32 protein-coding genes and 5 pseudogenes are annotated in these 26,398 nt (G+C 35.8%); 3 read left to right on the top strand and 34 right to left on the bottom strand.

The window, feature by feature from the left end; genetic code table 11:
• Window positions 1-110: 110 nt before the first annotated feature.
• Window positions 111-316: pseudogene (locus BN986_RS28005) on the top strand (ATP-binding protein); the annotation flags it as partial.
• 468 nt (window positions 317-784) lie between these two features.
• Here BN986_RS28005 and BN986_RS26215 read toward each other — a convergent pair.
• Window positions 785-1,315, bottom strand: coding sequence for a helix-turn-helix domain-containing protein (locus BN986_RS26215; RefSeq protein ID WP_074435666.1), 531 nt, complete (start codon window positions 1,313-1,315; stop codon window positions 785-787).
• A 233-nt stretch (window positions 1,316-1,548) separates the two neighbouring features.
• Here BN986_RS26215 and BN986_RS13065 point away from each other — a divergent pair, with 233 nt between their 5' ends.
• Entirely contained in the window at window positions 1,549-1,782 is a 234-nt protein-coding gene (locus tag BN986_RS13065; RefSeq protein WP_040980598.1) for a hypothetical protein, read from the top strand.
• A gap of 470 nt (window positions 1,783-2,252) precedes the next feature.
• Here the strand turns inward: BN986_RS13065 and BN986_RS13060 are convergent, their stop codons facing one another.
• From BN986_RS13060 to BN986_RS12915, 31 genes and pseudogenes are all read right to left on the bottom strand, one after another.
• The gene (locus BN986_RS13060) at window positions 2,253-2,471 is read right to left on the bottom strand and encodes a hypothetical protein (protein ID WP_148417119.1); all 219 of its coding nucleotides are present in this window, start codon (window positions 2,469-2,471) and stop codon (window positions 2,253-2,255) included.
• Between the two features lie 597 nt (window positions 2,472-3,068).
• A complete protein-coding gene (locus tag BN986_RS13055; RefSeq protein ID WP_040980594.1) occupies window positions 3,069-3,284 on the bottom strand; it encodes a hypothetical protein in 216 nt (71 codons plus the stop codon).
• A 22-nt stretch (window positions 3,285-3,306) separates the two neighbouring features.
• Window positions 3,307-4,182 (bottom strand): DNA methyltransferase, encoded by an 876-nt coding sequence (locus BN986_RS13050; protein WP_040980909.1) that lies wholly within the window; start codon window positions 4,180-4,182, stop codon window positions 3,307-3,309.
• A 426-nt stretch (window positions 4,183-4,608) separates the two neighbouring features.
• On the bottom strand, window positions 4,609-4,944 hold the full coding sequence (locus BN986_RS13045) for a hypothetical protein (protein WP_040980593.1): 336 nt from the start codon (window positions 4,942-4,944) through the stop codon (window positions 4,609-4,611).
• Between the two features lie 4 nt (window positions 4,945-4,948).
• On the bottom strand, window positions 4,949-5,269 hold the full coding sequence (locus BN986_RS13040) for a hypothetical protein (protein ID WP_040980591.1): 321 nt from the start codon (window positions 5,267-5,269) through the stop codon (window positions 4,949-4,951).
• A gap of 52 nt (window positions 5,270-5,321) precedes the next feature.
• Window positions 5,322-5,675, bottom strand: a complete 354-nt coding sequence (locus BN986_RS13035; RefSeq protein ID WP_040980589.1) for a hypothetical protein — start codon at window positions 5,673-5,675, stop codon at window positions 5,322-5,324.
• Window positions 5,676-5,780: 105 nt separating this feature from the next.
• Window positions 5,781-6,077 (bottom strand): hypothetical protein, encoded by a 297-nt coding sequence (locus BN986_RS13030; RefSeq protein WP_040980587.1) that lies wholly within the window; start codon window positions 6,075-6,077, stop codon window positions 5,781-5,783.
• 136 nt (window positions 6,078-6,213) lie between these two features.
• Window positions 6,214-6,861, bottom strand: coding sequence for a RadC family protein (radC, locus tag BN986_RS13025; protein WP_040980585.1), 648 nt, complete (start codon window positions 6,859-6,861; stop codon window positions 6,214-6,216).
• 132 nt (window positions 6,862-6,993) lie between these two features.
• Window positions 6,994-7,335 (bottom strand): hypothetical protein, encoded by a 342-nt coding sequence (locus BN986_RS13020; protein ID WP_040980583.1) that lies wholly within the window; start codon window positions 7,333-7,335, stop codon window positions 6,994-6,996.
• Window positions 7,336-7,463: 128 nt separating this feature from the next.
• The gene (locus BN986_RS13015) at window positions 7,464-7,820 is read right to left on the bottom strand and encodes a hypothetical protein (protein ID WP_040980581.1); all 357 of its coding nucleotides are present in this window, start codon (window positions 7,818-7,820) and stop codon (window positions 7,464-7,466) included.
• Window positions 7,813-8,088 carry a hypothetical protein gene (locus BN986_RS13010; RefSeq protein WP_040980579.1) on the bottom strand — a complete coding sequence of 92 codons (276 nt, stop codon included), beginning with the start codon at window positions 8,086-8,088 and terminating at the stop codon, window positions 7,813-7,815. Before BN986_RS13010 ends, BN986_RS13015 begins: the two co-directional genes overlap by 8 nt.
• 402 nt (window positions 8,089-8,490) lie before the next feature.
• Window positions 8,491-8,613 (bottom strand): hypothetical protein, encoded by a 123-nt coding sequence (locus tag BN986_RS27900; RefSeq protein ID WP_262362467.1) that lies wholly within the window; start codon window positions 8,611-8,613, stop codon window positions 8,491-8,493.
• The gene (locus tag BN986_RS13000) at window positions 8,597-9,031 is read right to left on the bottom strand and encodes an RNA polymerase sigma factor (RefSeq protein WP_040980577.1); all 435 of its coding nucleotides are present in this window, start codon (window positions 9,029-9,031) and stop codon (window positions 8,597-8,599) included. Before BN986_RS13000 ends, BN986_RS27900 begins: the two co-directional genes overlap by 17 nt.
• Before the next feature lie 303 nt (window positions 9,032-9,334).
• Window positions 9,335-10,747: an MFS transporter gene (locus BN986_RS12995; RefSeq protein WP_040980575.1), complete on the bottom strand. Its 1,413-nt coding sequence runs from the start codon at window positions 10,745-10,747 to the stop codon at window positions 9,335-9,337.
• A gap of 113 nt (window positions 10,748-10,860) precedes the next feature.
• The gene (locus BN986_RS28000) at window positions 10,861-11,130 is read right to left on the bottom strand and encodes a hypothetical protein (protein WP_316244926.1); all 270 of its coding nucleotides are present in this window, start codon (window positions 11,128-11,130) and stop codon (window positions 10,861-10,863) included.
• A 445-nt stretch (window positions 11,131-11,575) separates the two neighbouring features.
• Window positions 11,576-11,890, bottom strand: a complete 315-nt coding sequence (locus BN986_RS12985; RefSeq protein ID WP_040980573.1) for a thioredoxin family protein — start codon at window positions 11,888-11,890, stop codon at window positions 11,576-11,578.
• A gap of 163 nt (window positions 11,891-12,053) precedes the next feature.
• Complete coding sequence (trxB, locus tag BN986_RS12980; RefSeq protein ID WP_040980571.1) at window positions 12,054-12,980, bottom strand: thioredoxin-disulfide reductase; 927 nt, start codon at window positions 12,978-12,980, stop codon at window positions 12,054-12,056.
• A 333-nt stretch (window positions 12,981-13,313) separates the two neighbouring features.
• Window positions 13,314-13,592 carry a glutaredoxin family protein gene (locus BN986_RS12975; protein WP_040980568.1) on the bottom strand — a complete coding sequence of 93 codons (279 nt, stop codon included), beginning with the start codon at window positions 13,590-13,592 and terminating at the stop codon, window positions 13,314-13,316.
• A 38-nt stretch (window positions 13,593-13,630) separates the two neighbouring features.
• Window positions 13,631-14,317 carry a hypothetical protein gene (locus tag BN986_RS12970; protein WP_040980566.1) on the bottom strand — a complete coding sequence of 229 codons (687 nt, stop codon included), beginning with the start codon at window positions 14,315-14,317 and terminating at the stop codon, window positions 13,631-13,633.
• Window positions 14,318-14,366: 49 nt separating this feature from the next.
• A complete protein-coding gene (locus tag BN986_RS12965; protein ID WP_074435663.1) occupies window positions 14,367-14,990 on the bottom strand; it encodes a YdhK family protein in 624 nt (207 codons plus the stop codon).
• Between the two features lie 3 nt (window positions 14,991-14,993).
• Window positions 14,994-17,420: a heavy metal translocating P-type ATPase gene (locus tag BN986_RS12960; RefSeq protein WP_040980565.1), complete on the bottom strand. Its 2,427-nt coding sequence runs from the start codon at window positions 17,418-17,420 to the stop codon at window positions 14,994-14,996.
• An 85-nt stretch (window positions 17,421-17,505) separates the two neighbouring features.
• Window positions 17,506-17,712 carry a copper chaperone CopZ gene (copZ, locus tag BN986_RS12955; RefSeq protein WP_040980563.1) on the bottom strand — a complete coding sequence of 69 codons (207 nt, stop codon included), beginning with the start codon at window positions 17,710-17,712 and terminating at the stop codon, window positions 17,506-17,508.
• An 81-nt stretch (window positions 17,713-17,793) separates the two neighbouring features.
• The gene (gene copZ / locus BN986_RS12950; protein WP_040980561.1) at window positions 17,794-18,000 is read right to left on the bottom strand and encodes a copper chaperone CopZ; all 207 of its coding nucleotides are present in this window, start codon (window positions 17,998-18,000) and stop codon (window positions 17,794-17,796) included.
• An 87-nt stretch (window positions 18,001-18,087) separates the two neighbouring features.
• Complete coding sequence (gene copZ / locus BN986_RS12945) at window positions 18,088-18,294, bottom strand: copper chaperone CopZ (protein WP_040980559.1); 207 nt, start codon at window positions 18,292-18,294, stop codon at window positions 18,088-18,090.
• A gap of 76 nt (window positions 18,295-18,370) precedes the next feature.
• Entirely contained in the window at window positions 18,371-18,718 is a 348-nt protein-coding gene (locus BN986_RS12940) for a metal-sensing transcriptional repressor (RefSeq protein ID WP_074435662.1), read from the bottom strand.
• Window positions 18,719-18,937: 219 nt separating this feature from the next.
• A pseudogene (locus tag BN986_RS12935) lies at window positions 18,938-19,117 on the bottom strand (4Fe-4S dicluster domain-containing protein); the annotation flags it as partial.
• Window positions 19,118-19,249: 132 nt separating this feature from the next.
• The gene (locus BN986_RS12930) at window positions 19,250-20,212 is read right to left on the bottom strand and encodes a cation diffusion facilitator family transporter (RefSeq protein ID WP_040980557.1); all 963 of its coding nucleotides are present in this window, start codon (window positions 20,210-20,212) and stop codon (window positions 19,250-19,252) included.
• A 120-nt stretch (window positions 20,213-20,332) separates the two neighbouring features.
• Window positions 20,333-21,067: a dihydrolipoamide acetyltransferase family protein gene (locus tag BN986_RS12925; RefSeq protein WP_052400770.1), complete on the bottom strand. Its 735-nt coding sequence runs from the start codon at window positions 21,065-21,067 to the stop codon at window positions 20,333-20,335.
• A gap of 99 nt (window positions 21,068-21,166) precedes the next feature.
• Window positions 21,167-21,490, bottom strand: a complete 324-nt coding sequence (locus tag BN986_RS12920) for an ArsR/SmtB family transcription factor (protein ID WP_040980555.1) — start codon at window positions 21,488-21,490, stop codon at window positions 21,167-21,169.
• A gap of 79 nt (window positions 21,491-21,569) precedes the next feature.
• A pseudogene (locus tag BN986_RS26210) lies at window positions 21,570-21,854 on the bottom strand (dihydrolipoyl dehydrogenase); the annotation flags it as partial.
• A gap of 221 nt (window positions 21,855-22,075) precedes the next feature.
• A complete protein-coding gene (locus tag BN986_RS12915) occupies window positions 22,076-23,452 on the bottom strand; it encodes an IS4 family transposase (protein WP_040980553.1) in 1,377 nt (458 codons plus the stop codon).
• Between the two features lie 329 nt (window positions 23,453-23,781).
• Between BN986_RS12915 and BN986_RS26205 the strand changes: the two are divergent.
• Window positions 23,782-24,070: pseudogene (locus tag BN986_RS26205) on the top strand (ArsR/SmtB family transcription factor); the annotation flags it as partial.
• Here BN986_RS26205 and BN986_RS26725 read toward each other — a convergent pair.
• Window positions 23,990-24,227 (bottom strand): annotated as a pseudogene (locus BN986_RS26725) (cation-transporting P-type ATPase); the annotation flags it as partial. The pseudogenes BN986_RS26205 and BN986_RS26725 overlap by 81 nt on opposite strands.
• Window positions 24,228-24,542: 315 nt before the next feature.
• Entirely contained in the window at window positions 24,543-25,802 is a 1,260-nt protein-coding gene (locus tag BN986_RS12910) for a CYP152 family fatty-acid peroxygenase CypC (RefSeq protein ID WP_040980897.1), read from the bottom strand.
• Window positions 25,803-26,398 lie beyond the last annotated feature (596 nt).

Genomic DNA, 26,398 nt, shown 5'->3' with positions numbered 1-26,398 from the left:
GGTATAATATACGGTGAATACCCAAGCATAATACCCGATAATTTTGTATATCGAATTTATTCCGCTAGCTCCTCCGCCTCTTTTTGTCTAATTGAAGCCACACCAAAGATAACTTCCTTTATGATAAGGCTTCAATTATATTAACTTCTAATAAAAGACCAAATGAATGGAGAGAATTACTAGGTAATCCAGGGATTACAACTGCCATCCTAGATAGAATTTTACAGCAGCTGATGTTATTCATTTTCATGATGATGATAGTTATCGAATGAATTACCGATCTTCCATTTTCATGGAAGAAAGTATCCAAATTTAATTAGCAAAAAGTGTTCATCTCTACTTGACGCTCACACCAGTATTCAAACAGGCTCTATTGGCTTTGCGATAATACTTATTGTCATTACATTATTCAGCACAATCTATATTAACAGTCGATTAAAATAAGCTCTAGTGAATGATGTATTACTTTTGTAGCTTTATCTTCATACTTAACGGAGACTCCACTTTAAGCAAACAGAATTAACTATCCAAATTGTTTCTCCCTTAATTTGTAATGGATTGTCCTAAATATAATAAGTGTAAATGAATAAATTAAAAATCGCTATTTTCTCTTAACTTTCGACAAAAACATGTCAGAATATGCGCTTTCCCAGGAAATATTTCAAACACCGATACGGTATATTACTATCGGTGTTTGAATAAAATATTAATAAATATTCACTTATATAGTTATCGTCAAAGAGCACTTCTATAGCAATGCTTCTTAGGAAACGTATACTACAGGTTACTTCATGTGTTCTTTCATTTGTTTATCTACAAGCTTTTTCTCTATCTTTTTAGAAGCTGATAGAAAATATTTCTCTAACTTATCTTTATATAAAAAATCAGCAATATCCCAGTAATCTTCGTTTTTCCAAGCAAATACCTGAATAAGATCATCCAGATACATTCTCTCTTTTTCTTTATCTCCTATTTTTCTAGCTACAATTGCATTTGCTCTAATCTCTTCTACAATTTTCATAGTTTGTTTTATATCGAGTATAGTAAAATCAACTTCTACAAAGTCTTCATCTTGGTATTCTTCATCATCTTTTACGTCCAATAATAAATCATTAGGTGTAATATGCAATGTGTCACATATATTAAGTAATTTTTCAAGAGATGGTGTATAAACGCCTCGTTCTAATTTTGAATAGTTTTGATAATGCATCCTTAAATAATCCGCAAACTCTTTTTGATTAAATCCTTCTTTTAGTCTGTATTTCTTAATATTTTTAGATATATTTGATATTTTCTTCCCTTTAAAAGATTCCATAATAAATCCCTTTCATTAAAATATTTATAAGCTTATTTATCCCATTGAAAAATAAGTTTTTTTAACTTATAATATAAATAAGCTTGTTAGTGATAATTTCATAATAAAAGTATAGACTATATTAACTTACTTATGCAATATTTCATTCCATCTTAAATTTTTATTTGATTTATGTAGTGCAAAAAAACTGTTAAAGATTAAGCTAAAGACGCATTATTGAAAAGGAGGATTTGATGACACAAGAATCTATTTCGAATGACTTATTTTTAGAGTTAAATAGAAAATTATATTTTGCAGAAATGGAAGAAAAATTAATGAAAGTCACTTGTAGTTTAATAGATGATGAACTATATACAGTAGATTGTGCAATTAAAGATTTAATTAAAATAATTGATCAATTAGAATTAGAACAGCGTTCTATCATGCACCAGATTAATAATATTGCATATGAGGAAAATAACTCTTAGTTCTTTTATATTTTGACTTATACTAACATTAAATTTCAAATAAGATTCTCTAGTGACTATAATTATTAGCAACTTTTAATAACTAAAAATTAATTAAATGGGCCCTAGTGTGACCGCTGAGTAGAATTGAACACTTTTTATGATTTTTTGCTAAATAAGACTGAACACTATTTTCCAGAAGAACGGTGCACTTTACTTGGAGGGGCAGGCATAATAGCTTAACCAAGCATAGCCAGATCACTTGTGCTACCTGGCTTCCTGGTTTTAATTCATGCCTGTAGAGGCTCCAAGTAAAGTGACTTAGCATCCCTTAATTTCCAAAAAATGTTCACTCTAAAACTAGCAAAAACTGTCCATTTTTATCTGACGGTTACACCTAGTATATAATCATCGCTTGCAAACCCGGTTCTAAATGAATTCATAAGTCGATCATACAGTCCAAAGTATTTTGGCATGTTGCAACAACTCCTTCATATATCATTAAAATTAATCCTTTTTCTTAACTTTTCAATAAAATCCTGTTTTTCACTAACGTTAAGCTCCTGTTCAAGAAAGATAAGGTCAGCATTTGCCTCTTCTACATCACATAATGCAAAATATTCAGCAGACATTTCTTCGGTATTTTCTTCATTCCAAAAAATCACACAGGCTTCAAAGTAATCTGTTAAGGCCTCTTTTGTATAACTCAACATTCTACCGCCCTTCTGTCAGATAATGTTTAAGCATATCCTTTAGTTGGGCTGTGTTCGATCCATTCATAGTAATCTGGTGCGTTTCAATAAATATCACCTTTTAAATCTAGCTCATACCAAACATCAATGACTATCTACTTCCCAAAGCGTGCTTTTATTTTGCTGGATATAATCGCATATCTTGATGAAATTTTAAATCAAACTCGTCCATAGGAATCAGAAAGTTATTTCCTTTATTATCAGAAACAATAACTGTTGTAGTAATCAACTCTATGAAAGTATCATTAATTTTTCTTGTTATTATAAAGTCATCTCCTCCATTAGTTCATATTTGATTGAATGGAAATATTCACCATGTTGCACTGCAAAGATTACTGGATTTTGCAGTTTGAAGTATTGCATTCATCACATTGCTCAAATGCAAAAACTATTGATTTATGGCTTTTTTCAATTTCAAAAACACCATTATCTATTTTGATCAGTAATTTATACCTTTTCCAAAAATCAATCGACTAAAGCCCATTTAAATGATTTGCGAGACTTATCTTAAAAGTTTCAAAATAGATTTTTCATACGTTAGCCTCCAAATTTTTATTATTCAAACAGAAATTCAACATCTTCTTTATCTACATTGTATAATCTAGCAACTACACTGCATGCTGCATTAAAAGAAAGTCCTTCTAATTGCAGTTGAAGTACAAATTCCTTCCTTTCAGTGCATATATTTTTATAACACTGAAAGCAGTAAATGGTATCCGCATCTATTTCACAATCACAAGAAAAACAATTGCCGTATTCTTTTTTTAGCATTCTTTTTGTCCTCCTATTTGTTTTAAAATTTTAATTCCCAAACACCGCGACTGCTTGATTTAAAATTGTCATGCAGCTGCAATGTCTGGCGAATTTTATCTTTCCAGTGATTATTTTTTAAAGTCTTTTTGCTACCTTCAATCACCTTGTAAATCTCAGCAAGTTCAGCTTTGCCACCCAGCCACTCTAACGCTCCTTGAATTAAGTCACGCCAGGTAATGTTATTAAACTGTCGCAAGTCAAAGTATTTAGTGACTGTACTTTTTAATTGAACCATCCACACTTGATCCTTTTTGAAAACGAGTAGATGTTCATGTACTATAGAAATAAAATTATTATTGGAATACGTTTTATTATCGGATAGCATATTATGCTGTGTCTTGATAATATGAGCTTCTAAACTCCCAAACCAAGTCATGTCTTTAATAATGGAATAATAAGCACCCTTTCGTCTGACATCACCTACAAGGAAAGCATGTATCCCACCATTTAGCAATGATTGATAGATTTTTGCGTTCACCTGATCTAACTTACTGATAAACTCGTCATATGACATATTTAATGATAGGTCATCAGAATGACCGCCGTTATAACGTTGATAAGAAATAATATCCCAATATGGAGGATGACTGAAAATAAAATCACTTCCAAAGGGAATTTCATCTGTCATTGCATTCCATCCGTTGTTTAAGTCCAAATGCAAACTATTCTTTATACCCAAATCCATAGCAACCTCTTCACCGGTTCCTCCACCCGAAAAAACCTCGATGAACCGCTTAGGATGCTGGCGAGGAAAGAATTGTTGGACGACGTCTTTAATCACATGACCTGAAGTGTTTCCTCTATAAGAAGAATTCCCCCAGGGGCCACGCTTTGGATAACTAATAATAGATTTCATTTCAAATGCCTTCTGTTTGGATATAAAACAAGGAAAGCCCCTGTTTATACACATAACAGAAGGCTTCCTCCCTTCATTTAATATTTTTTCTTTTACAAAGCAGCAAGAATTCTACTTGAATCATTTTCATCATTTAAGTGAATGGGCTTCCTCAATCCGATAGTTGCAAAATGATTGGTAATAACTTTTTTTAATAATAGCTGGTTCAAATCCATTCTCTTCACTATGACTAATATCAAAATAAAAGATACTTGGATCTCGGTCAGCTTGTTTTATTCTACTTGATGTCGCTACCAACAATTAGATTACCTTTAAAGAAACATCTTTCATTTATACAAATAACTCCAGTAAGAAAAGGTTATCCATTATAAAAATAAATAACCTTTCGTTTTTATAGCTCTTTCCACTAAGAGAATGATTAGCCTTTTACTCTTCAGCAGCTTTTAATAGCCGCAGATAATCTTCCTTAGCCTTATCTCTTTCGTCTCTTAATTCACTCATCCTATGCTTGATAATATTGGCAGCGGCTTGATGTCTTTTAATATGATTTTCCAATTGTTTTATTAGCCTTTGTTCGCTTACTAACTGCAGATCCATATCATACAATTCTTGAGCATTTTTATTTGCTCGCTTTGCCTGTTCAAGAAGAAACAAACCATGATTATCAATAAATTGAACAGCTAAATCTGCTTTTTCAATCTCACTTTCTTTTGCCTCATATTCATTTAATATACTTTCTACTATTTCAAGTCTTAAATTCATAGATTTACGTCTTCCGTTCTTTTATAAATTTTTTTATTTCAGCTCCGAAGGCGACAATAATGATAAAATCTTCATTATCTCCTTTTCTGACTATTGAAATGTCTTCTGGTATCCATAACGGTATTTCAAGAAGTTTATTATGGTTACCATCTATAATAGTGGTTTTCAGTAATTCCTTTTTGAAGTTTAAATATTCACTTATGTTGAATAGCTCTATGGATAAATCAAGCATAAGTGTCAAGTGCTCGATATTAAACTTATAATCATTTTTATCTATCAACTCTTTGATTCCTGGTGTTAAACCAACATTAATGCCAATATTCATATCACACTCTCCTCGTATTATTTTTTATAAGCTAACGGTACATAATTTGCTTTTATACTTTTAAAAGAGCTTTCAAAAATACATTTTCATTTCTTAACACAGCTATTTTATCTTTATAACATTCTATTTTTTTATCAATCCTTTTAGCCTCATCTTCAAGTCGTTCAAGAAAATAATCATGATCAAAAATAATAGTAGCGTCAGAACGAAAATCGCCTTCTATTTCCCATAACATAAAATCACGATTATCATTGTAATTTTCCATTATACGAATATTTAAAACGTTCTCTTCAATTATTTTCTTTAAATATTTATCAAGCTTTTTCAAATTTATAGTCTCCTCTTCATTTTCCCCTTTTCCACGTAAATAGACAGCATTGTGCAGCACTATCAACTTACCTGTCACATGATTGTTTGGCCGGGGTGGAAGGCTTTATTTCTCCTTCACTTCTGCTTGCCATCAAAACTAAGTTTGACGGAAATTTTTTAACTCTTCATTGAAAATTACTTTTTAATTCCATTCAGATGGTAATAAGACTAGAAACGCAAAGTCATCATCTGTATCATCTTGTACTATCATGATATTTTCTGGTATCCAAAGTGGAAGTAAAGCAAGAATATTTGCTCTTCCATCAGTTACCACAGTTTCTATTTTTTCATGATGAAACACGATAAATTCGCTCCTATGCAATAAATTTATTGCTATTCTTACCATTTCATCTAAATGGTCCAAATTGAATTTATTCTCACTTTTTTCCACCAGTTTCGTGACACCTGGAGAGAGAGCAACACTTATTTTTATATTCATAAAGAGTCTCCTTTAACAAAATATTTTAATTTGAATGATCAATTGTTTTTTTTTCAGTACCAGATACATCCAGTTAGAAATCCTTACCATAGAAAAAGCCAAATTCCTAATTAAAGGAAAATGGCTTTCACAAACTTTAAATATATCCTTTCTGTTTGATCGATACAAATTTATTGTCACCAATCACAATATGATCCAACACTTCTATTCCCATTATTTTTCCACCTTCAACAAATCTTTTGGTTACTAAAATATCCTCTTGAGATGGTGAAGGGTTCCCACTAGGATGATTATGTGCCAGTATCACGCTAGCCGCAGAACATTTTATCGCAACTTTGAATGTTTCTCTAGGATGCACCACGGAAGCATTTAATGAGCCGATAAAGATTGTATTACTTTTAATTACTTCATTTTTTGTATTTAGAAAAAGTGCCTTAAAATGTTCTTGCTCTAATTTTCTCATTTCCTCCATAATATAATTCGCAGCATCTTCAGGGGAACGAATAATATAGCCTTTTTCTTTTTGCTCTTGAATATATCTTTGAATCATTAAAAAGGAAGCATGAATCGAAAGCGCTTGATTTTTCGATAAACCATATACAATCATTTCTTCGATTGATAATGTTGATAACCCTTTTATCGATAATTGGCTTAATTGTTGAATAGCTTCTTTATTCGCATGGCCTCCTGCGATTACAGATAATATGTCTGTTACGCTTGTGAGGAGGTCATTCCCTGTGGCAACATATTTTAACATGTTCTCTCTCGCCATATTAATACTCATTTATTTCTCCTCCTGATAGAGAAAAGCCATTTATCAACTTAGATAAATGACTTTTATATTTTTTAATATTCGTTATGCCATTATGGGAAGCTCTATTTTTTCCGGAAATGTATTATCATTATTTTCAAACAACTAATACACTTCTTCAACAAGATTTTCTTTCTTTTTCATCTTTTTAATATCTCGAATCAATAATATAGATACTATAATATGCAGCAGCCAGCCAATCACTGGAAAATAAGAAGCAAGCGATGCAATTAATCCTATGATGTTACCTAATTTTTGCACTCCTGCTCCTATAGCAAAGAATAAAGAAACTGAATGCATCAAAAATAACATCATAACCGGTACCCCTGTTAAGGATGATACAAACCATCCGATTACAGGAAGACACATAAATAGTTCCATGCCGCAGGTGATTGATTTTACTACTCGACTGCATACCCATAAGGTATCTTTATTTTTTGTAAACATACTGAAAATCTCCTTTCCAAACAGCGTACAAGAGTTATAAGGGTCTTGTACTAACTGAATGCCATCAATCGCTGCTTGACGGAAAGAGTTTTTTTGTATATAATTTCATTATCACATTTTTAATAAACTTAGTTTTTACGAGACGCAAACCGTTTCGTAATTTTTTTTTGCCCCATTTTTTCTAAGAACTTTTCATCCCATCCTAGATTGTCTAATTTCTTCTTTGAGACAGTCATTTGCTCCCATGGATCGATACCATCAATAACCATGTTCCTGGCAACTTCTTTTAATCCATTTCGGTCAAACTCCCAGCTGACGGACTCATAAAAATCCCAGATTTCTTGTCCCGTATCAATGGCTCCATTATTTTTGACATATTCCTTTAATTTTTCTTTCATTTGTTTGAGCGCAGACTCTGTAAGATTAATTTCATTAGCCAAATTTACAGCCTCTTCGTGAGTGGTCGCTAATTTTAATTCACCCATTACTAACACTCCTTAATGCTTTTGTTATTGTATAAGCCAAATCTTCAGCAACATTAACAAGTCTTTTATTAAATGTTCCTTGCCCTCTTATTGAAATAATATTTTTCTCCATTAATTTCAATAGTCGATAAGCATCATCCGCAGAAATTGATATAATACCCTTTTCGCTCGTCAGGACATAATATTGATTTCCCTCTCGGATAAGAAATTCATTTTTTCCTTGAGTGTCTGCATACGCTACATAAACTCTTTTTTTCTGTTGAAACATGTAATCTCTCCTTTTTTTATTTTTTATAATAAAAAAAGCCATAGCGACACCATTTTAATTTGGTAAGCTATTGCTTTTTAAATTAACTATAAAATTATTATATAAAAATAAAAAAAGCCAATTAATCCCATAACATGAGATGAATTGGCTTTTAATATACTATATAATGAGCATGACTGCCCTTTTGTGACATTACGTCCACCTAACATAACCTTTTTATTAAGGAATACGAAGGTAATGATTCTTTATGCCGAGTCTCCTTCTAGAAAATGAAGGTATAACGACTTCTGCTTAATAAGCAACTAATAAATAAGATAAATATATCTTTATGGTAACAAAAGGTCTGTAAATGTCAAGTAATTTTCAAACAATTACCTTAATCAAGTTCATTCTATAAAATGATTAAATTACAGAGAAACAGACATTTAATGTTGAACTGGGTTTCTTATTTGCAGCTAAAATAATCGGATACGGTAACAATCCACGCTCATTATTTTCAGTATTAGAATTAATCAACCCATTCATTTGCATGTTCCTCCAAAAATCGTTTTAACCCTTTTAAAGCGCTTGTCCGCCTATACTGAACCGTATTTCGTGGAACTTCGAGCAGTTTACTTATTTCTATATCTGTCATATGGAAGAAATAAGATAGGAGGACGGCAATACGCTTTTCTTTTGACAGCGTGTGCATAGCTTGATCAAGCAACTTAGGAGTAATTCTTTTTCCATCCACTTGAAAGTCTTGTGTTTCTTCTTCCTTGTGTTTATCCAAGGAGTAAAGCTGATTTTCTTCTTGCGGTGTTAAATCGGAAAAAGTCAGCTCTTTCGACTGTTGCTGCTGCCGCTCATTGTAAATATCAATGGCTTCATTCTTCAGCACACGTTTACAAAAAGCATTAAACGCACAGCGTATTTGCCATTCGGTACGACTTGGTTCTATCATGCATTTCATCTCCCTTCGCAATTGCTGCAAAGGTGGGCGATGATTTCCCCTTTCATATCCTTCAACTGGACTTTTTCTAAAATGCCAAAAATAAGAACAAATTTTTTCAATAAAATTTTTTAACAATCACAAAAACGCCTAACTGAATATCAATCAGCTAAGCGCAAAGCTTCTGATAAAAAACAAAACAACCAGAGCCTAAATAGATATAGACCCTAGTTGCTTAAACATTGTTATAATTATTCTCTATTTCATGGGAACTATTTTCTGTAAAAGTAACTCTCTAAATTAAACTTCTACTGTTTATTTCTGTGAACGAACAAATAACAAAGCTAAGATAGCACCTATAAACGCTGCAATTCCTGACCAGAAGAATGCCTGCTGAAATCCTTCATTTAAAGCAACGACAGAATCAGTAGCATGACTCGCTCTGGTCGCTGCACCGGCAATCGCTACCATGACTGATAGACCAATGGCAGAGCCGATTTGGAAGTTCGTATTGTATAAACCGGAAGCAAGCCCTGATTTTTTTGGCTCTACTTCTGATACCGACGCTGTTGTAGACGCTAAATAAGCAAGTGCATTACCAAGTGCTGCTACAAATGAGGGTATTAATACACTTATGATGTAAGTACCATCTACTGTCGTAAATTGTGAAAACAAAATATTACCCAAGCCGAGAATCACGAAGCCAACAATCATCGTCATTTTTATACCCAATTTAGCCAATACTTTTTCAGCCACGACAATCATGAAGAATGCCATAAATAAAGGTACAGGCAATACTGCCATTGCGCCGGCTGTTGGAGAGTATTGCAACACTTGCTGTAGATAAAGAATCAACATATATATTAATGGAAACCAAGCTGCTTGTGTTAAAAAGACACCGACATTACCAATACCTAAATTAGGCGTTTTAAATATATTGAGTGGCAGTAGCGCTTCTTTCATCTTGGATTCTACGATAAGGAAAATCAGAAACAGAACAACTCCGACAACAAGAGAAATCATCACATTACTTGATGTCCAACCGCTGTGTTCTGCTGATACAATGCCGTAAACAATTAACATCAGAGATGCTGTAACTAAAACAGCACCGACATAATCAATACGTCCTTTTAATCTTTGCCCGGATTTTTGTAATAGTTTAGGACTGAAAATCAAAACAATAATACTTAATGGCACATAGATGAACAATGTCCAACGCCAACCAAGGGATCCAGTTATGAGCCCGCCAAAAACAATTCCGAATGCGCCGCCTGCCGCACCGGATAAGCCCCAAAAAGCAAGTGCTTTTGCTTTTTCAGAAGGGCTGAAATTAAAGAGCTGCATTACCATAGATAGAGCTGAAGGTGCAATGAATGCTGAACCTAACCCTTGAATCCCACGAAATATATTTAAACTCATCTCACTCCAGGCGAAACCTGCGAACAAGGACGAAACGGCCAAAATAAAAACACCTATATTAAAAATACGACGATTGCCATATAAATCGGCTAATTTCCCTCCTAATAACAAGAAACCTCCAAATATTAAAAGGAAAGCGCTCATTACCCATTGTAAACTTTCCTGGGTGTAACCGAGTGATTCTTGAATTGACGGTAGTGCAATTTGAATAATAGATGCATCCATTATTACAAGAAAGTTTGCAAAACATAATAAAAACAGTGCCTTCCATCGCTTTGGATCAGGTTGCGACATTGTTTGTGTTGACATAATAATACCTCCAATAATACATTTGATTTTTAAAATATTTTTAATTGAGAAGGAAGGCGAATGAAAAAGCTCTATACATCCTTTTTTATAAATTGTTCTTTACCTGTACGTTTCTAAAATTTAAAGAATAATTCTCGTTTTTTTCTCATTTGTACGTACATAGTGATTATTTTCTCTACGATATCGAATATTTCTTCGGGTTCTAGATTTTCTTTGAAAATGATACCGACTTCGGCACCTCTTTCCTCTCTTTTGCCACCAACATATAAGTTATAATAATCTTTGAATTTCATAATCCCTATATCACTGATCATTGGCTCTCTGTATCCAATTGGACAACCTGTATAAGCCCTCTTTAGAAAAAAGGTCAAGCTTTCCTGCAAACCGCCGATTTAATTCTTTGGCTACAGGCGTACCCTATCATTCTTCGCCTTTGCAGAAATTACAAATTCTTAAGCTCAACATAATTTTCAACTGAATAGCATATAACCCCACACGATCAAATTCTTCCATGATTTCTTCATTTCTGTCTTCTGGAATTTAAATATAGAGCTGTTGAAAAGTTGTTAATTCCAATTCTTCCTATTCACTCATATACTTTGATATTGTAATTAATTGATTGGCTGTTAGCTTTGAACCAAAGCCAATCCGTCTATTGATACCGATTTTGATTTTTTACAGTCGCTCTCAATATTAACTCGCCTCTTTTTTAATTTCTCCCAAAATAAAACCATACCATGGTAAGGTACAGTTTTGTTGAAGTAAATTCTTCTCATAAAAAGAAGAAAAGTTAGGGCTGCCACATTTCATTTACTTATAACTTTAAAATTACTGTGTAGCAAAATTTCGAATAGCATCCTCCGTCGGTTCAGGTGCTGTAATCCGATCGATTTCTTCTCCTTCTTTCAAAAGGACTAAGGTTGGAATACTCATAATCCCATATTGTTTCTGAGCAAAATCTAATGAGTTATCCACGTCCACACTATAGAACACCACATCTTCAAGATCTTCTGCTACCTTGTCAATAATCGGTCCTAGTTGTTGGCAACCTGGGCACCAACCAGCAGTGAATTTCAGGACGACTGGCTTATCTTCATTTTTAACCAACATTTCAAATTCGTTAGTCTTTAACTCTTTTAGCATTTGCAATTCCTCCTTTGAAAATTACTTTCTAAGTGAAATTCCAACTTCACGACTCATTTTTATTATTTTTTTGCAGCCCCTCCATGGTCAATCCAAGAATCTATATAGGTTGCAGTTACATCGACTTCTTTAAATACGAGTTGAGAGCTTAATCTCCTAATGTTTATAACGGATTTGCTTCTATAAATCTTTCTGCGTCAATCGCAGCCATACATCCACTTCCAGCTGCGGTTACTGCCTGCCTATATTTCTCATCTTGAACATCCCCCGCTGCAAATACACCAGGTATATTCGTTTTTGTTGTTCCCGGGTCTACCTTGATATAATCATTTTCGGTTAAGTCTATTTCACCTTGTAAAAATGCTGTATTGGGAATATGCCCAATGGCCAGGAATATCCCATCTGTTCCTTTTAACGACTCTTCCCCAGTCTCATTGTGCCGCACCTTCAAAGCTGTTACTTGTTTACCATCTGATATAACCTCAATAGGTGTACGGTTAAAGCTCCAAGATATTTTTTTATTTTTCATCGCCCGTTCTTGCATGATTTTAGAAGCTCGTAATTGATCTCTTCGATGCACTATTTGAACTTCTTTGGCAAATTTGGTTAGAAACAGTGCCTCTTCCATAGCAGAATCTCCTCCACCGACCACAATCACTTTTTTATCACGGAAAAAGAATCCATCACATGTTGCACAAGTACTAATCCCGCGTCCAAAGTTTTCTGCTTCGCCTGGAATATGCAACATTTTAGCGGTGGCTCCTGTAGATAGAATGAGTGCTTCCGTTTCAATTTCTCCGAGACTATCGACCTTTAATTGAAAAGGGCGCTCTGAGAAATCTACACTTTTTACCCAGCCAGTCTCAAATACAGCACCAAATCGTTTTGCTTGCTGACGCATCGTCTCTATCAATTCAGGCCCCATAATGGGATTAGAGAAACCAGGATAATTTTCAACATCCATGGTGAGTGTTAACTGTCCACCTGGTTCAGGGCCTTCCAGAACAAGTGGTTTCATATTTGCTCTCGCTAAATAAATAGCGGAAGTCAATCCTGCTGGTCCAGTTCCTAAAACAACTGATTTATACATAATTCACCTCTTATTTTGATAAATTAGAGTATATTTATAAAATTACATTCAGTGGAGGAAGAATCTTCCCCCGCTGAATGTCAAATTCAAAGTTTCCTAATTTTCAGTTCGTATTTGATTTAAGGGGTTAAATCTATACAGATCTAGGAAAACATTATCTTTACACTACTTTTTAACAGATTCTTTTGGCTGATTATTCTTTACGTTTTCTGTCTTCTCTGATTGCTTTGGTGTGCAGCAAGAGCACGAAGTTTCTGCCATTTTAGATCACCTCCTTCATATAGGAAGTTATCAAGAAAAAATCGGAACAGCTTTATTAAGGTGGAATACGCATCAACTAACTTCTAAAAGCTTCTTAATTTCTTCCTTATTCTGTTCAAACCCCGTCATGCTTTTTACCCTTTTGTGCAGTCCTAAAAAAGATGGCTCGGAGAAAACAATACCAGGTACAATTCGATTTCCTGTTCGATTTTTCAATTCATTTTCTTTCACAGGCTGTTTCTCTAAATCATATTGTTTATGCTGAATTTGATATTTTTCTAAAAACTTTTTCAAGTCTTGGCAATCCGAACAAGTAGGTCTTGTGTAAATTTCTAAATGATAGTTTGACATGTTAGAAATATACCTCCTTTCGGTTATCTTAAGTTGGTTTATTCTGTTACTTCTATAATGAATGAATAGATGTGTACATCATCACCAAACTTAAACTCTCCCCAAATTTTATACATTCCCGGCTCTGGAAAATGAGCACTAAAAGTCGTTGTATCGTCTGAATCCGGATGAACATGAATATACTGCTCCGCATTCTCATCCAAAATAACGACGTGGCCTAAGGCTCCTAAATAAGGATCAGGTGTTTCTCCATGTGCATCAAAGATTAAAGGAACCTCTTCGCCAACTTTCGCTTCCACATCTTCTAAAGTAACGGTATAACCATCCATTTCTTTGGTCCAATTATCCTCACTCTCTAAGTTTGCTTTACCTGTTTCGTTTGTTCCAACTTGCACTGTATTAGGAACCGGTTGATACGCTTTTCCTTCTGGTACAATATCTACGAAAGCCTGATAGGTACCATCATTTAAAGATTGATTCACTGTATACAATCCATCTTTTTGTTTTTCAGGATGCAAATGATAATATTCTTCTAAATCATTTGAAACCATAATAAAGTGCATTTCTTTTTCATGTTCAATCGCCAGTTTAGGTGCTGCCCCTTCTTGATCTTCCAATTCAATAGAAACTACTTCATCATTGTACGTTACATTTGCTTTTACTTCTGATTCACCTTGATGATTATGGTGATGGTGGTGATGATGATTGTGCTCATTATGATTCATTTCTATCTCCTCCTAATATTTTTACAAATTCAAAAACTCTCATGATATCTTAATCTACTGGTGATAACTCATCTTCAGTGACCCATTTATGGTATTGAACAGTTTCCCCAGTGTCGGTTGTTTCAAAGTCCACCATATAAACAGTGGTATCTTCTGCTGAATCTATTTCTGCTTCAGCGCCATACATGCCATCCATATGATCCGTTTTTAAAACAACTTTCGTACCAGGATTTAAAGGGGCTTCTCCCGGGTCTTCCAATTCTTCATGAATAACCCATTTATGATCTTCGACTTCCTGCCCATCATCTGTAGTATAAGATACTGTGTAAACAGTAGTATCAAAAGCACCCGAAATTTCTGCCTCAGCTCCAGTCATTCCCGGCATATGATCAACATTAATTATTGCTTCACTGCCGACTTCATACATTGGATTTTCTGATACCTCCAGTTCTGGAGGCACTTCTCCAGAACTGGACATCTCTTCTGCTGAATGGTTCATCCCTTCATGCTCTTCTTGTGCATGTTCATCATGATCCTGTGATTCTTCACTGGAATGCTCATCATGCACCATTCCACCACTAGCCAGTGGATTTTCTCCCGTGATAACACTATAAGCTGCAAAAACAACGACTACATAGACGATACCTATGGAAACCCATTTTTTTATGGACATATCTTATTGGCCTCCTCTTAGTTTCAGTCTTTGTAAGCGTAAGGCGTTTAATACAACAGATACGGAACTCATTGCCATCGCTGCTCCGGCAACCCATGGAGCGAGTAAACCAATAGCGGCAACTGGAATCGCAGCCGTATTATAAAAGAATGCGAAGAACAGATTTTGTTTGATATTACGCATCGTTCTTGAGCTTAAATAGACACTATCTGCTACACTGTTCAAGTCTCCACGCATAAGGGTAATATCTGCTGCTTCAATTGCTACATCTGTCCCTGTACCAATCGCCATCCCGATATCTGCAACTGCTAGTGCTGGTGCATCATTGACACCATCACCAACCATGGCAACTTTTTTACCTTCTAATTGAAGGTTCTTAATTTCATCTGCTTTTTGTTCTGGAATGACTTCTGCGATCACACGGTCAATTCCTACCTGTTTTCCAATCGCATCGGCCGTCCGCTGATTGTCACCTGTCAGCATAATGACTTCTAATCCCAAATCGTGCATTCTCTGAATGGCTGCTTTAGAAGTATCTTTCACGGTATCTGCCACCGCAATGACACCAGCCAATTGATTTTCCAAACCTATTAACATCGCAGTTTTTCCATCGGATTCAAGCTTTGCCATACTATCTTCTATCGAAGAAACGTCGATATTTTCTCGCTTCATAAGCTTTCTTGTACCGACAAAAATCATTTTTCCATCTACAGAAGCCTGGATACCATAGCCTGGTATTGCTTCAAATGAATCAGGTTCTTTTACGGTAATTCCCTGCTCTTTTGCTCCTTTTACAATCGCCTCTGCAAGCGGGTGTTCCGAACTGTTTTCAGCAGAAGCTACTAAGGTAAGCACTTCTTCCTCTGAAAATCCTTGTTCTGGTAGAACGTCTGTTAATTCAGGCTCCCCTTTCGTAACCGTTCCTGTCTTATCTAAAACAATCGTATTCAACGTACGAGTACTCTCTAAATACTCTCCGCCTTTAAACAAAACTCCATACTCTGCAGATCTTCCTGAACCCGCCATAATAGATGTCGGTGTCGCTAAACCAAGGGCACACGGGCAAGCGATGACAAGTATAGAAATTAATGGAACAAGTGAAGCCCGTAAATCACCAGGTGCGACAAGAAAATACCATACGAGAGCAGTTGCAATTGCTATCAATACAACAATTGGAACGAATATCCCGGACACGCGGTCAGCCACACGCTGAATATCTGCTTTACTTCCTTGTGCTTCTTCAACGACTTTCACAATTTGAGAAAGTGCTGTATCTTTACCAACTTTCGTCGCTTCAATCGTTAACATTCCATTTTTGTTAATAGTTGAACCAATCGCTGCATCACCTGTCTTTTTATCAACAGGGATACTTTCACCAGTAATCATGGATTCGTCAACTGCTGATTCACCTTTCACAATTTGACCATCCACAGGAATTTTTTCACCAGGACGTACCATAACGGTATCGCCGACAAGAACCTCTTCAATCGCTATTTCTTGCTCTTCACCATTCCTTATAACACGTGCCGTTTTTGCCTGCATGCCAAGCAATTTCTGAATGGCCTGACCTGTTCTTCCTTTGGCACGAACTTCAAACAATTTTCCAAGAATGATTAACGTGATAATTACTGCTGCAGCTTCAAAATAAAGTTCTGGCATTCCGACTTGACCTTGAACCTGCCACTCGTAACCAAGGAAAATACTATAGAAGAAAGCTACAGATGTACCTAATGCAACGAGAACATCCATATTGGCACTACCATTTCTTAATGCTTTATATGCCCCTCTATAAAATTGTGCTCCAACGATAAACTGAACTGGAGCCGCTAATGCTAATTGCACCCACGGATTCATTAACATATCCGGGGAATAAATAAACGACGTAAACTCAAAGTGTGTCACCATTGTCCATAGTAATGGAAATGTTAGAATGGCAGAGAAGATGAATTTTCCTGTCTGATGACGTATTTCTTCATCTTTACTGCTTGCTGATTCTTCTTTGGACGTTTGTATTTTTAGGCTGTATCCTAGTTTTTTCACCGTTTCGATCATATCGTTGACAGTAACCTGCCCCTGATCATAATCGACAGCCACGTTTTCTAAAGCAAAGTTAACAGTAGCGTTAGAAACACCTTCCATTTTATTTAATCGTTTTTCAATTTTGGTTGCACATGCGGCACATGTCATACCTGATATATCAAAGGTTTCTTTATCATGTCTTACGTGATAACCTAATTTTTCAATCTTTTCTTCAAAAGCTTGCACGTTTGTTTTCTCTGGATCGTAAATGACTCTTGTTTTTTCAATCGCAAAGTTGACATTTGCATCTGCCACACCTTCTATTTTACTAAGACCTTTTTCAATTTTATTGGCACATGCAGCACATGTCATACCTTGAATCTGCAAGCTTGCTTCTTTTTGTGCTTCCATCGTATTTTCACCTCTTTTTTATACCTTCAAGGGGTATTATAGATTTCAAAAAGGCGATCGTGCTACAAAAGCACGATCGCCCATGTTAAGCAACATCGTAGCCTTGTTCTTCAATAACTTCCCTAATATCTTTTAATTCTACTTGTTTTGGATTAAAGGATACATCCACTTTTCCATCTTGCAAGTGAACTTTTACAGATTCTACCCCATTTAACTCCCCGACATTTCCTTCAATAGAACTGATGCAATGTCCACAAGACATGCCTTGTACGTTTAATGTTACATTTTCCATTTCTAATTCCTCCTAAAAATCATATATTTTCTTGTTATCATAACCTGATTATATATTTATAAACCAAAAGTATTGTTATACTTAAGCTACATTGTAGCCTTGTTCTTCAATAACATCTGTAATATCTTTTAATTTCACTTTGTCCGTATGGAAACTGACATCGACCCTTCCATCTTGAAAATGAACTTTTACAGATTCTACGCCGTCCAATTGCCCCACACTTCCTTCAATAGAGTTAACGCAACTTCCGCAGGACATTCCCTCTACATTTAGTGTTATATTTTCCATTTACATTACCTCCTAGTTTTTTAATATAAATCTATATTACCATACCCGGGATAGGTATTGTCGAGTGTAAAATTTTTATTTCATTATTTAGGCAACATCGTAGCCTTGTTCTTCAATGACATCAGTGATAGCTTTTAATTTAACCTTATCCGTATTGAAAGTTACGTCAACCTTTCCATCTCGAAAGTGAACTTTCACAGATTCAACACCATCTAACTGACCAACGCTTCCTTCGATAGAGTTAACGCAACTTCCGCAGGACATTCCCTGTACATTTAGTGTTATATTTTCCACTTACATTACCTCCTAATTTTTTAATACACAATCATTTTACCATACCTAGGATAGGTATTGTCAAGTATAAAATTTTTTATTTCATTATTTTTGACATGGTTGTCATGAATTCTGAAACAATTTCTGGATCTTTCTGCTCTAACCTTTCCACCACACAAGTATTTATATGACTTTCCAACAGCAGTCGTGAAACAGCATTCATTGCAGATTGTACGGCCGATATTTGAGTTAAGATATCATCACAATATACACTTTGACCAATCATTCGCTTAACACCTCTAACCTGACCTTCAATCCTGCTCATGCGATTCATTAAACTTCGCTGAAGTTCGTCTGAGATGTGCGTATTAACTACTTCACCGCCATCAGCACAACACATCTTCGTTTGCTCTATTGATTTCATTTGTTCATACGTGTTCTCCATCTTGATTCTCCTCTCCTATCATCAAGTTTAATGATTTTCCTAATAAATTCTCATTATCAATATACCATACCCCTATAAGGTATGTCAATGTTATGATATAAAAAATTATAGGGAAATAGCTAATATGATGTCTCTGCTGATGATAAATAATAAAAAACCACAGTTCGATACTGTGGTAATGAAAATATCCTACGGCTTCTATTGATTACTACAAACACCTTAATTCCCTTCAAAGAATTTACTGTTTAAGGCGATATATTCATATTCACTTTCCGGTACTTCTTCTTCCATATAAATGGCTTCAACGGGACAAACTGCTTCACATGCACCACAATCAATACAAATGTCTGGATCTATGTAAAACATATCTTTTCCTTCCTCTACACATTCTCTTCTACATTGACTGCCCTCTCTATTATACTATACCCCTTTAAAGTATTTAAATATCAATTCATGGAGTAATATGATATAAAATATAATACTTTACTTAGAAAAAAGCTATGTCGCAATAACATAGCTTTTTTCTTGTTTCTAGTGACTATGACCATGATGGTGATGATGACCTTCTATTTCATACTCTTTTTGACACAGCACCGAATCTTCGTGAGGATGTTTATCTGTCTCTACTTGAATCGTAACATGACCAATATTTTCATGTTCCAACTCATGCTCTATTTTACGAAGTAAATGTTGACTTTCTTCTACAGTCATCTGGCCATCTACAGTCAAATGACAAGAAAGTACATTTTGTCCACTGGTTACACTCCAGACATGTAAGTCATGAATGCCTTGAACACCTCCTACGCTTTTCATCCTATTAATAACTTTTTCTACATTCACATTAGCAGGTGTTCCTTCCATTAAAACATGAAAAGAAGCTTTGGTTACACGCCATCCGCTGAGTAAAATAAGCAATGCTACAAGAACACTTGCTACCGTATCTGCCCAGGCCCAGTTAAAGAAAATCATGAGAAGTGCCGCGATGATTGCTCCAACTGATCCTAATAAATCACCCAAGACATGCAAGAATGCTGCACGCATATTCAAGTTATCTTTGGTATCTCCGCCCCGTAACATAATAAAGGCAACAATAATATTTACCAGTAAACCAATAGAAGCAATAATCAGCATACCGGTTGAAGCTACTTCTGGCGGGTCAAACAAGCGTTGATAAGCCTCATAAAAAATGTAGATGGAAACACCAAGTAACGTTGCTCCATTGATAACTGCTGCTAATATTTCAAAACGTTTATATCCATAAGTTTTTCCATAATTCGCTGTTTTCTCTCCTAATTTAAAAGCAATCAAAGCAATTAATAAAGAGATGGAATCACTCAACATATGTCCAGCATCAGCTAAAAGTGCTAAGCTATTTGTAAGCAATCCTCCAATTACTTCTACAATCATAAATACTGTAATAACAAGAAAACTAATTAATAATGTCTTTTTATTTGCGCCATGTGTATGATCATGGCCATGGTGATCGTGTCCCATGTTAAAACCTCCTTCAGTTATCTTTATATTTATATATATAAACTGCAAACATCCATTAATTCTATACTGTATAAAATTAAACTAACTCCAAAATTGCACATACCTTTTTTCAGTTGTAAATTACACTTCCACCACCAAACGTTCCGGATTAGTTAAGAGCAGCTTCACACGATTTAAAATATGCTGTGCCGGGACACCATCTATTAAACGGTGATCAAAACTTAGAGAAAGAGCGAGCATTGGGACAATGTCAAGCTTTCCCTCCCGATATACCGGTTTATCCTTGATACCACCTATGCCAAGCGCAGCCACCTCAGGCTGATAAATAACAGGAGTAAACCATTGTCCGCCCACAGAGCCAAGATTAGTAATCATGATGGTACCATCTTTGGTTTCGTCCGGTAAAAGTTTACGATTCCGTGCTTTGACTGCCAGTTCATTGATTTCACTAGAAATTTCAAAGATGGATTTGCGATCTACATCTTTTACTACTGGAACCATTAATCCATCTTCGGTATCGGCTGCAATACGTGTATTGTAGTAATGTTTATAAATAATCTCTTCGCTAACATCATCAATGGATGCATTCAATATAGGGTATTTTTGAGCAGTAGATAATAGAGCCTTCACAACATACGGCAGATATGTTAATTTAATCCCTTTTTCTGCAGCAACATTTTTATACTTTCTGCGATGTGCCATAAGTTCCGTTACATCCACTTCATCTATCAATGTAGCATGCGGTATAGTGTGTTTGGAGCCGGTAACTGTTTTGGTAATTACCTTCCTGACGGGAGACAATTGTTTACGTGTTTCTTCTGTACCTAACATGAAGCTATTTATACCTTTTTTCATTATTTTATCTCCTTCCTGAAAATTAATACATGCTTATATTTGTATGTATGCATATAAAGATATTTTGAAAATCACTTACATACTATAAGTGATTTTCAATTAACTGTGACAAGCGTGATCTATCATTTGTTTTAATATAAGCATCACATGCTCATCATCGTGGGAATAATAAAGTGTTGTACCCGCACGTCGATATTTCACCAACCGTAAATTCTTCAGAAAACGCAATTGATGCGATACTGTAGATTGACGGATATCCAAAGTTTCTGCAATTTCATTTACAGAGCATTCTTTTTTAAAAAGTAAATGCAGGATTCGTACTCTGGTTGGATCGCCTAATGCTTTGAATGTTTGCGTGACAATGAACAGTGTTTCCTCGTCAATTTCCTCTGAAGGTTTTTTTTCAACTTCAAATTCTTCCAATAACCATCTTACCCCCTAAACATATTTATCATACTCTTTATATGAATACATTAACATATACGCATTTACTTTGCAATATTTATTTTTTATTTAACATGTGTATAGCTTGCTCCGTCATACCCTCAGCCGCTTCCATCAAAGGTTCCGCCAAAGTTGGGTGGGCATGGATAATCAAACTAAGATCTTCAGCTGTTGCTCCCGACTCAATAGCAATTACTGCTTCAGAAATAAGTGATGACACTTCTGGTCCAACCTTCTGTACTCCTAAGACCCTATTGGAATCTTTTTCAGCTATAACCTGTACAAACCCATCAGCTTTAGAAATCGATAAAGCCCTTCCGTTTGCTTGGAATGAAAATCGACTATATAAATTGAATTTAATATTTATCCCTACCGCTACAGAAAAACACTACGCTTTCCGTGGGCTTGAGCTCAGCCCATAGCTGTCAACTTAACAAAATCCCGTTGTGCATTCCTTGAGAAAACTTATAAAATATAAGTGTGTTTCATGGAGTCGTCAAACGGGAATAGAAATTTTGAGAGTACCAAATATACCTCTCGGCTGGAGGGATTATTTAGGTTCTCTCAGGAAGTCTGAAGGCGTTTAAAGGCTGTTCCCCTTTGGGACTTTGGTTTCCGAGCGGTTTTGATGAGTAGCCGGATAACCGTGTCAATACAGCTCTTAAATGCCTTTTTCCTGTTTCCCCAAGCCTGATAAAGTTTAGGTAGCCATTCCGTTGCAATGCAGCGGATGGAAACCATCTCACTGATTTCTAGCTGCACTTCTTCCCATATGACATTCCGCAGCTGATAGGCAATGAGCTGACTGATGAGAAAAACAAGGATTGTGGCATACAGATGACAGAGCCACCTTTCCTGTTTCATCACTTTAAAGTGATCCATCTTCAGGTAAGATTTCAATACTTTGAAAGTCAGCTCTACCTGCCAGCGCAGCCGATACAATTCGGTGAGCTGTGAAGGGGAAATCCACTCCGGAAGATTGGTCATATAAATCGTAATTCCAGCGAGATCCCGTACCACTTGCTTCGGCTTCTTGCCCGTTTTTGTTTTTCTGCGATCAATCTTTGAGATTCTTCGTTGCCTTTGATCGTTGTCATGGGCGAATAGGATACAGCGTGCTGGAAAATGGGCATCTCTGCCGAAATGAACACCTTCCAGTTCCAGATGTTCCCCGGGCTCCATTTTCTGGCATAGCTTTTCCAAATCTATACGATGATATAGGCTACTTTGAACAACTTTCCCATTCGAATGATAGGAAGGGAACGGGTTCTGATAAGCTAGATAGGCATCGGCGCGCACCTTGGTAAGGAAGAATGCCTCGTTTTCTTCTATCTTTTTAAACTGACTAAAGCTAAAGTAACCCAGATCCTGCATACATAATTCCTCTTCTGAAAGAAAAGGAATCCTTTCTCCCCCCATTTTCGTATCATTGACGTTGTCAAAGTCCAAGTGCAGGAACGTAGATACACCCGAAAGTGCATCAAACTCAAGCTGAAGCTTCGCCGAGGTCTGCCTTGTTTGGGAAGCGCGCTTTTTTTGATGATCAGGCACAGCTATCGCGCTTGAATCCAGTATACGGATGCTTCTAAATGGCCAGTTTTCCTCCAGTGCCAGCACAGAAGGAGTAGCTGTTTTCTGCTCAGAAAGTAATTCCTGAATAAGTTGTTGCAGAAACAGAACAGCTTCTGGAGTGAACTTTTTATCCAAACCGGCACGGCTTACGGAAATATCCTGTTCTGTCAGGATTTTTGTGCAGAGTTCCTGAATCGAGCATTTCGCAAAATTTCCGTGAAGATGAAAGAGCAGTGTCAGAAAATCATTTGCCGTAACGAGGCGTTTTCTTTTGATAAACCCAGTCTCTTTCGCAATTTCATCCACTCTTTCCGGACGAATGCATGTAAACAGCTTTTCAACCAGTTGTACGGTCTTGGATTTCAGCATAAAAAGGACTCCTTTCCAAAAGAGGTTGTTAATTTACTCCTACCACCTTTTGGGAAAAGTTACTCCTTCTATTAAGTTGACAGCTATGTTGAGCTCAGCCTCCTCGGTAAAAAGAAGACCACTTTTTCCCTGCGGGTCTTCCCACTGCGCTTTCCCATAGGAGTCTCCGTGTTTTTCTTCCGCTAGTTACTGTTTTCAATCATCATTTACTCATTTTTATGAGTAAAACAAAAGTGTAACTTCTTACTTCAATTTATATAGTAACTGTTTCGTATCCTTGTTCATTTGCTTTTTTCTCCGTTAATCCCGTATAAGCACCTGAATTGGTGGCATTATCGGATGATACTAGGATTAAGATTGCGTATGCTCTCTCTTTAGAAGATGAATTGTGTGTATGTGATGTAGCGAATATTGTTGGTGCTACAACTACCACAACATCTCATCATTTGAGGTTACTTAAAAATCTTGGATTAGCTAACTATCGAAAAGAAGGTAAGTTAGTCTACTATTGATGATGATAATGTAAAGCAACTAATAAAGGCAAACTTCTGCCCATTCTCCAATAATAGCACCACCTATAACAGCCACTGTCATAAGGGTTTTCATATCAAATTCTAAACGTAGTAAGTTTTGCAAACCAACTTTAAAAGTGATAATCCTCCGATAAACATGGATGCTATAAACAATAAGGTAGTAACAATGTTCTCTTCTCATTCACATACGAGGAAAGGCAAACACAGGCAATCAATAAGGAAGCATAAAGCAGAGTACTATGTATGTTTGAATATAATTTACATAAAAATCAAGTTTTCTTTAGTTTACAGTAATTAATTATTCTTATAACTGAATTTAATTTCCAGTTTATTTTGGGATACACAGAAGGAATATCGTCAGGATAAAGTTTAAAAACAATAAGAGTTTTTCAATATAAAAAGCCCAATTTCTCTCTTTTTTAGAGAAAAAAGGGCTTTACAACTCTCCATTAATATTAGGGGATCTACTTATCAAACCGACTTCCGTGATTGTGGAATCAACTTTTTTAATTTATCTTGTTCGGCTAAAGGCGAACTTAATAAGCTATTATCTTTAATTATAACTTTCGTTTAACATTCTTAAGCACTACTTTGCTGTGGGGAATACTTGGCATACTCACCAGACTGTAACTTAAATCCTGGTTAGGAACTTCATATTCCATTTGGTTAGCTAGATAATCAAGACTTACTTTCATGACTTCAATGGTGACCCACTCTCCAGCACAGCGATGACCCATAAAGTAATCACCACCACCTTGCGGAATGAAGCCAAATGGGCTTCCTTTCCATTTAGCAAACCGATCAGGACTGAACAAATCAGGATTTTCCCAAATTTCAGGGTCATGATTTGTACCATAAAGATCCAGTAAAGTTAATGTGCCTTCTTCAAATTTATAGCCGTTCCAGGTGAAATCTTTTTTTACCAATGCTACGACAAACGGAAAAAATGGATAAAAACGGCGAACTTCCTGTACAAACATCTGAGCATATTTTTCATCATGGGATTCAAGTTTCTTCCTTTCTTCTGAAAAATGATGCAATGCCAGCGCAGTGAAATTGATGAATATTGCGATCGCCACAATAGGTCTCAAGATATTGATCACTTCCACAGCAGCAGTCTCAGTATCCAGAAGATTCCCTTCTAAATCGCGATGCCAGACAAATCTATGTAATGCGGAATTTTCAGGGGGATTCACCTTCCCATCACGAACCTTATCAATGATCTCTCCTACCCATTTTTCTACGTGATTTCGTGCATTTCTTCCTAGCCAATGATTTGGACCTACTTTAGCTACCGACTCGAACATCGCTCCTAAGTCTTTTGTCAGCCTCTTCACTTCATTTTCTTGTACCGGTACACCTGCCCATTGACAGGCTATCCTGCACATAATTTCCTGCGCTTCTTCATAAAGAATAACCTTATCCATCTGCTCCCATTTATCTACTGCTAACTCCCACTGTTTTTTTGTAATGTCAGTCAGTTTTTTAAGTTTGTCAGGAGACATGATTGACATAAACATTTCCTTGCGATGTTTATGATTCTGCCCATCTAACGCCTGAACACCTTTCTTGCCAAACAAAGTTTGCGCTGCCCGATTCGGTGCTGCATTTTTCCTTTTGAATTTCTCAGTGTCATAAAAAACTTCGGCAGCTCCATTTCCTCCTATGCAGATAGCTTTCTTTCCAAGCAATCTGGTCTCGAAAATTCCAGAATTAAAACTATGACGTCTGTTCAAAATATACATATATCCTTCTCTCATAAGACTCAAGCTATGATCTATTCCTTCTTCCCGAGGCATTTGATTTATATCTGACATATTATTCATCTCCATTTTCATTAATGATGATTTTATTATTTGTAACTTTTCCCTATTTATTCTCAAAAAAACTTTGATTTGTCCCATCCGTGTCCAATTTGATACATTTTATAACCTTCTTAACGAGAAGGACTTCTAATTGCTCTTAGTCAGGGCTCAATCATAATCGTTAATTTATGAGACATTCTTCTATTTAATAATGGAACCTATTGTAAATTGATGAAGGCAAGTCCCTTAAACGAACGTTTTAGGGATTAGTTTTTATTCATCTATAATTTAGTGGATTTTATTGTTTTTCATTACCTAAAGGCTTCCCTTTAACATCTTCCCAAAAATTGACTCCAAATCCGAATTAGGGAATAATTATTTTGGAGGGAGTGAATTAAAATGGGGAAAGTCTTTGGATAGGCTCGGGTATCTACTCAAGACCCAAATTTAGATCTTCAAATTGACGTTTTGAAGAAAGCAGGCGCAGCTGCTATTTATTAAGAAAAACCGGGCAAACGAGCCTACTGACATAAGAAAACATGAAGAAACCTTATTAAATCAACGCTTTTAGGCAGTATTCAACTGGAATTTGTACAAAAATTAAAGTT

It is taken from the genome of Oceanobacillus jeddahensis (assembly GCF_000750635.1).
GTDB lineage: Bacteria > Bacillota > Bacilli > Bacillales > Amphibacillaceae > Oceanobacillus > Oceanobacillus jeddahense.
This window is presented reverse-complemented; position numbering and strand designations above follow the sequence as displayed.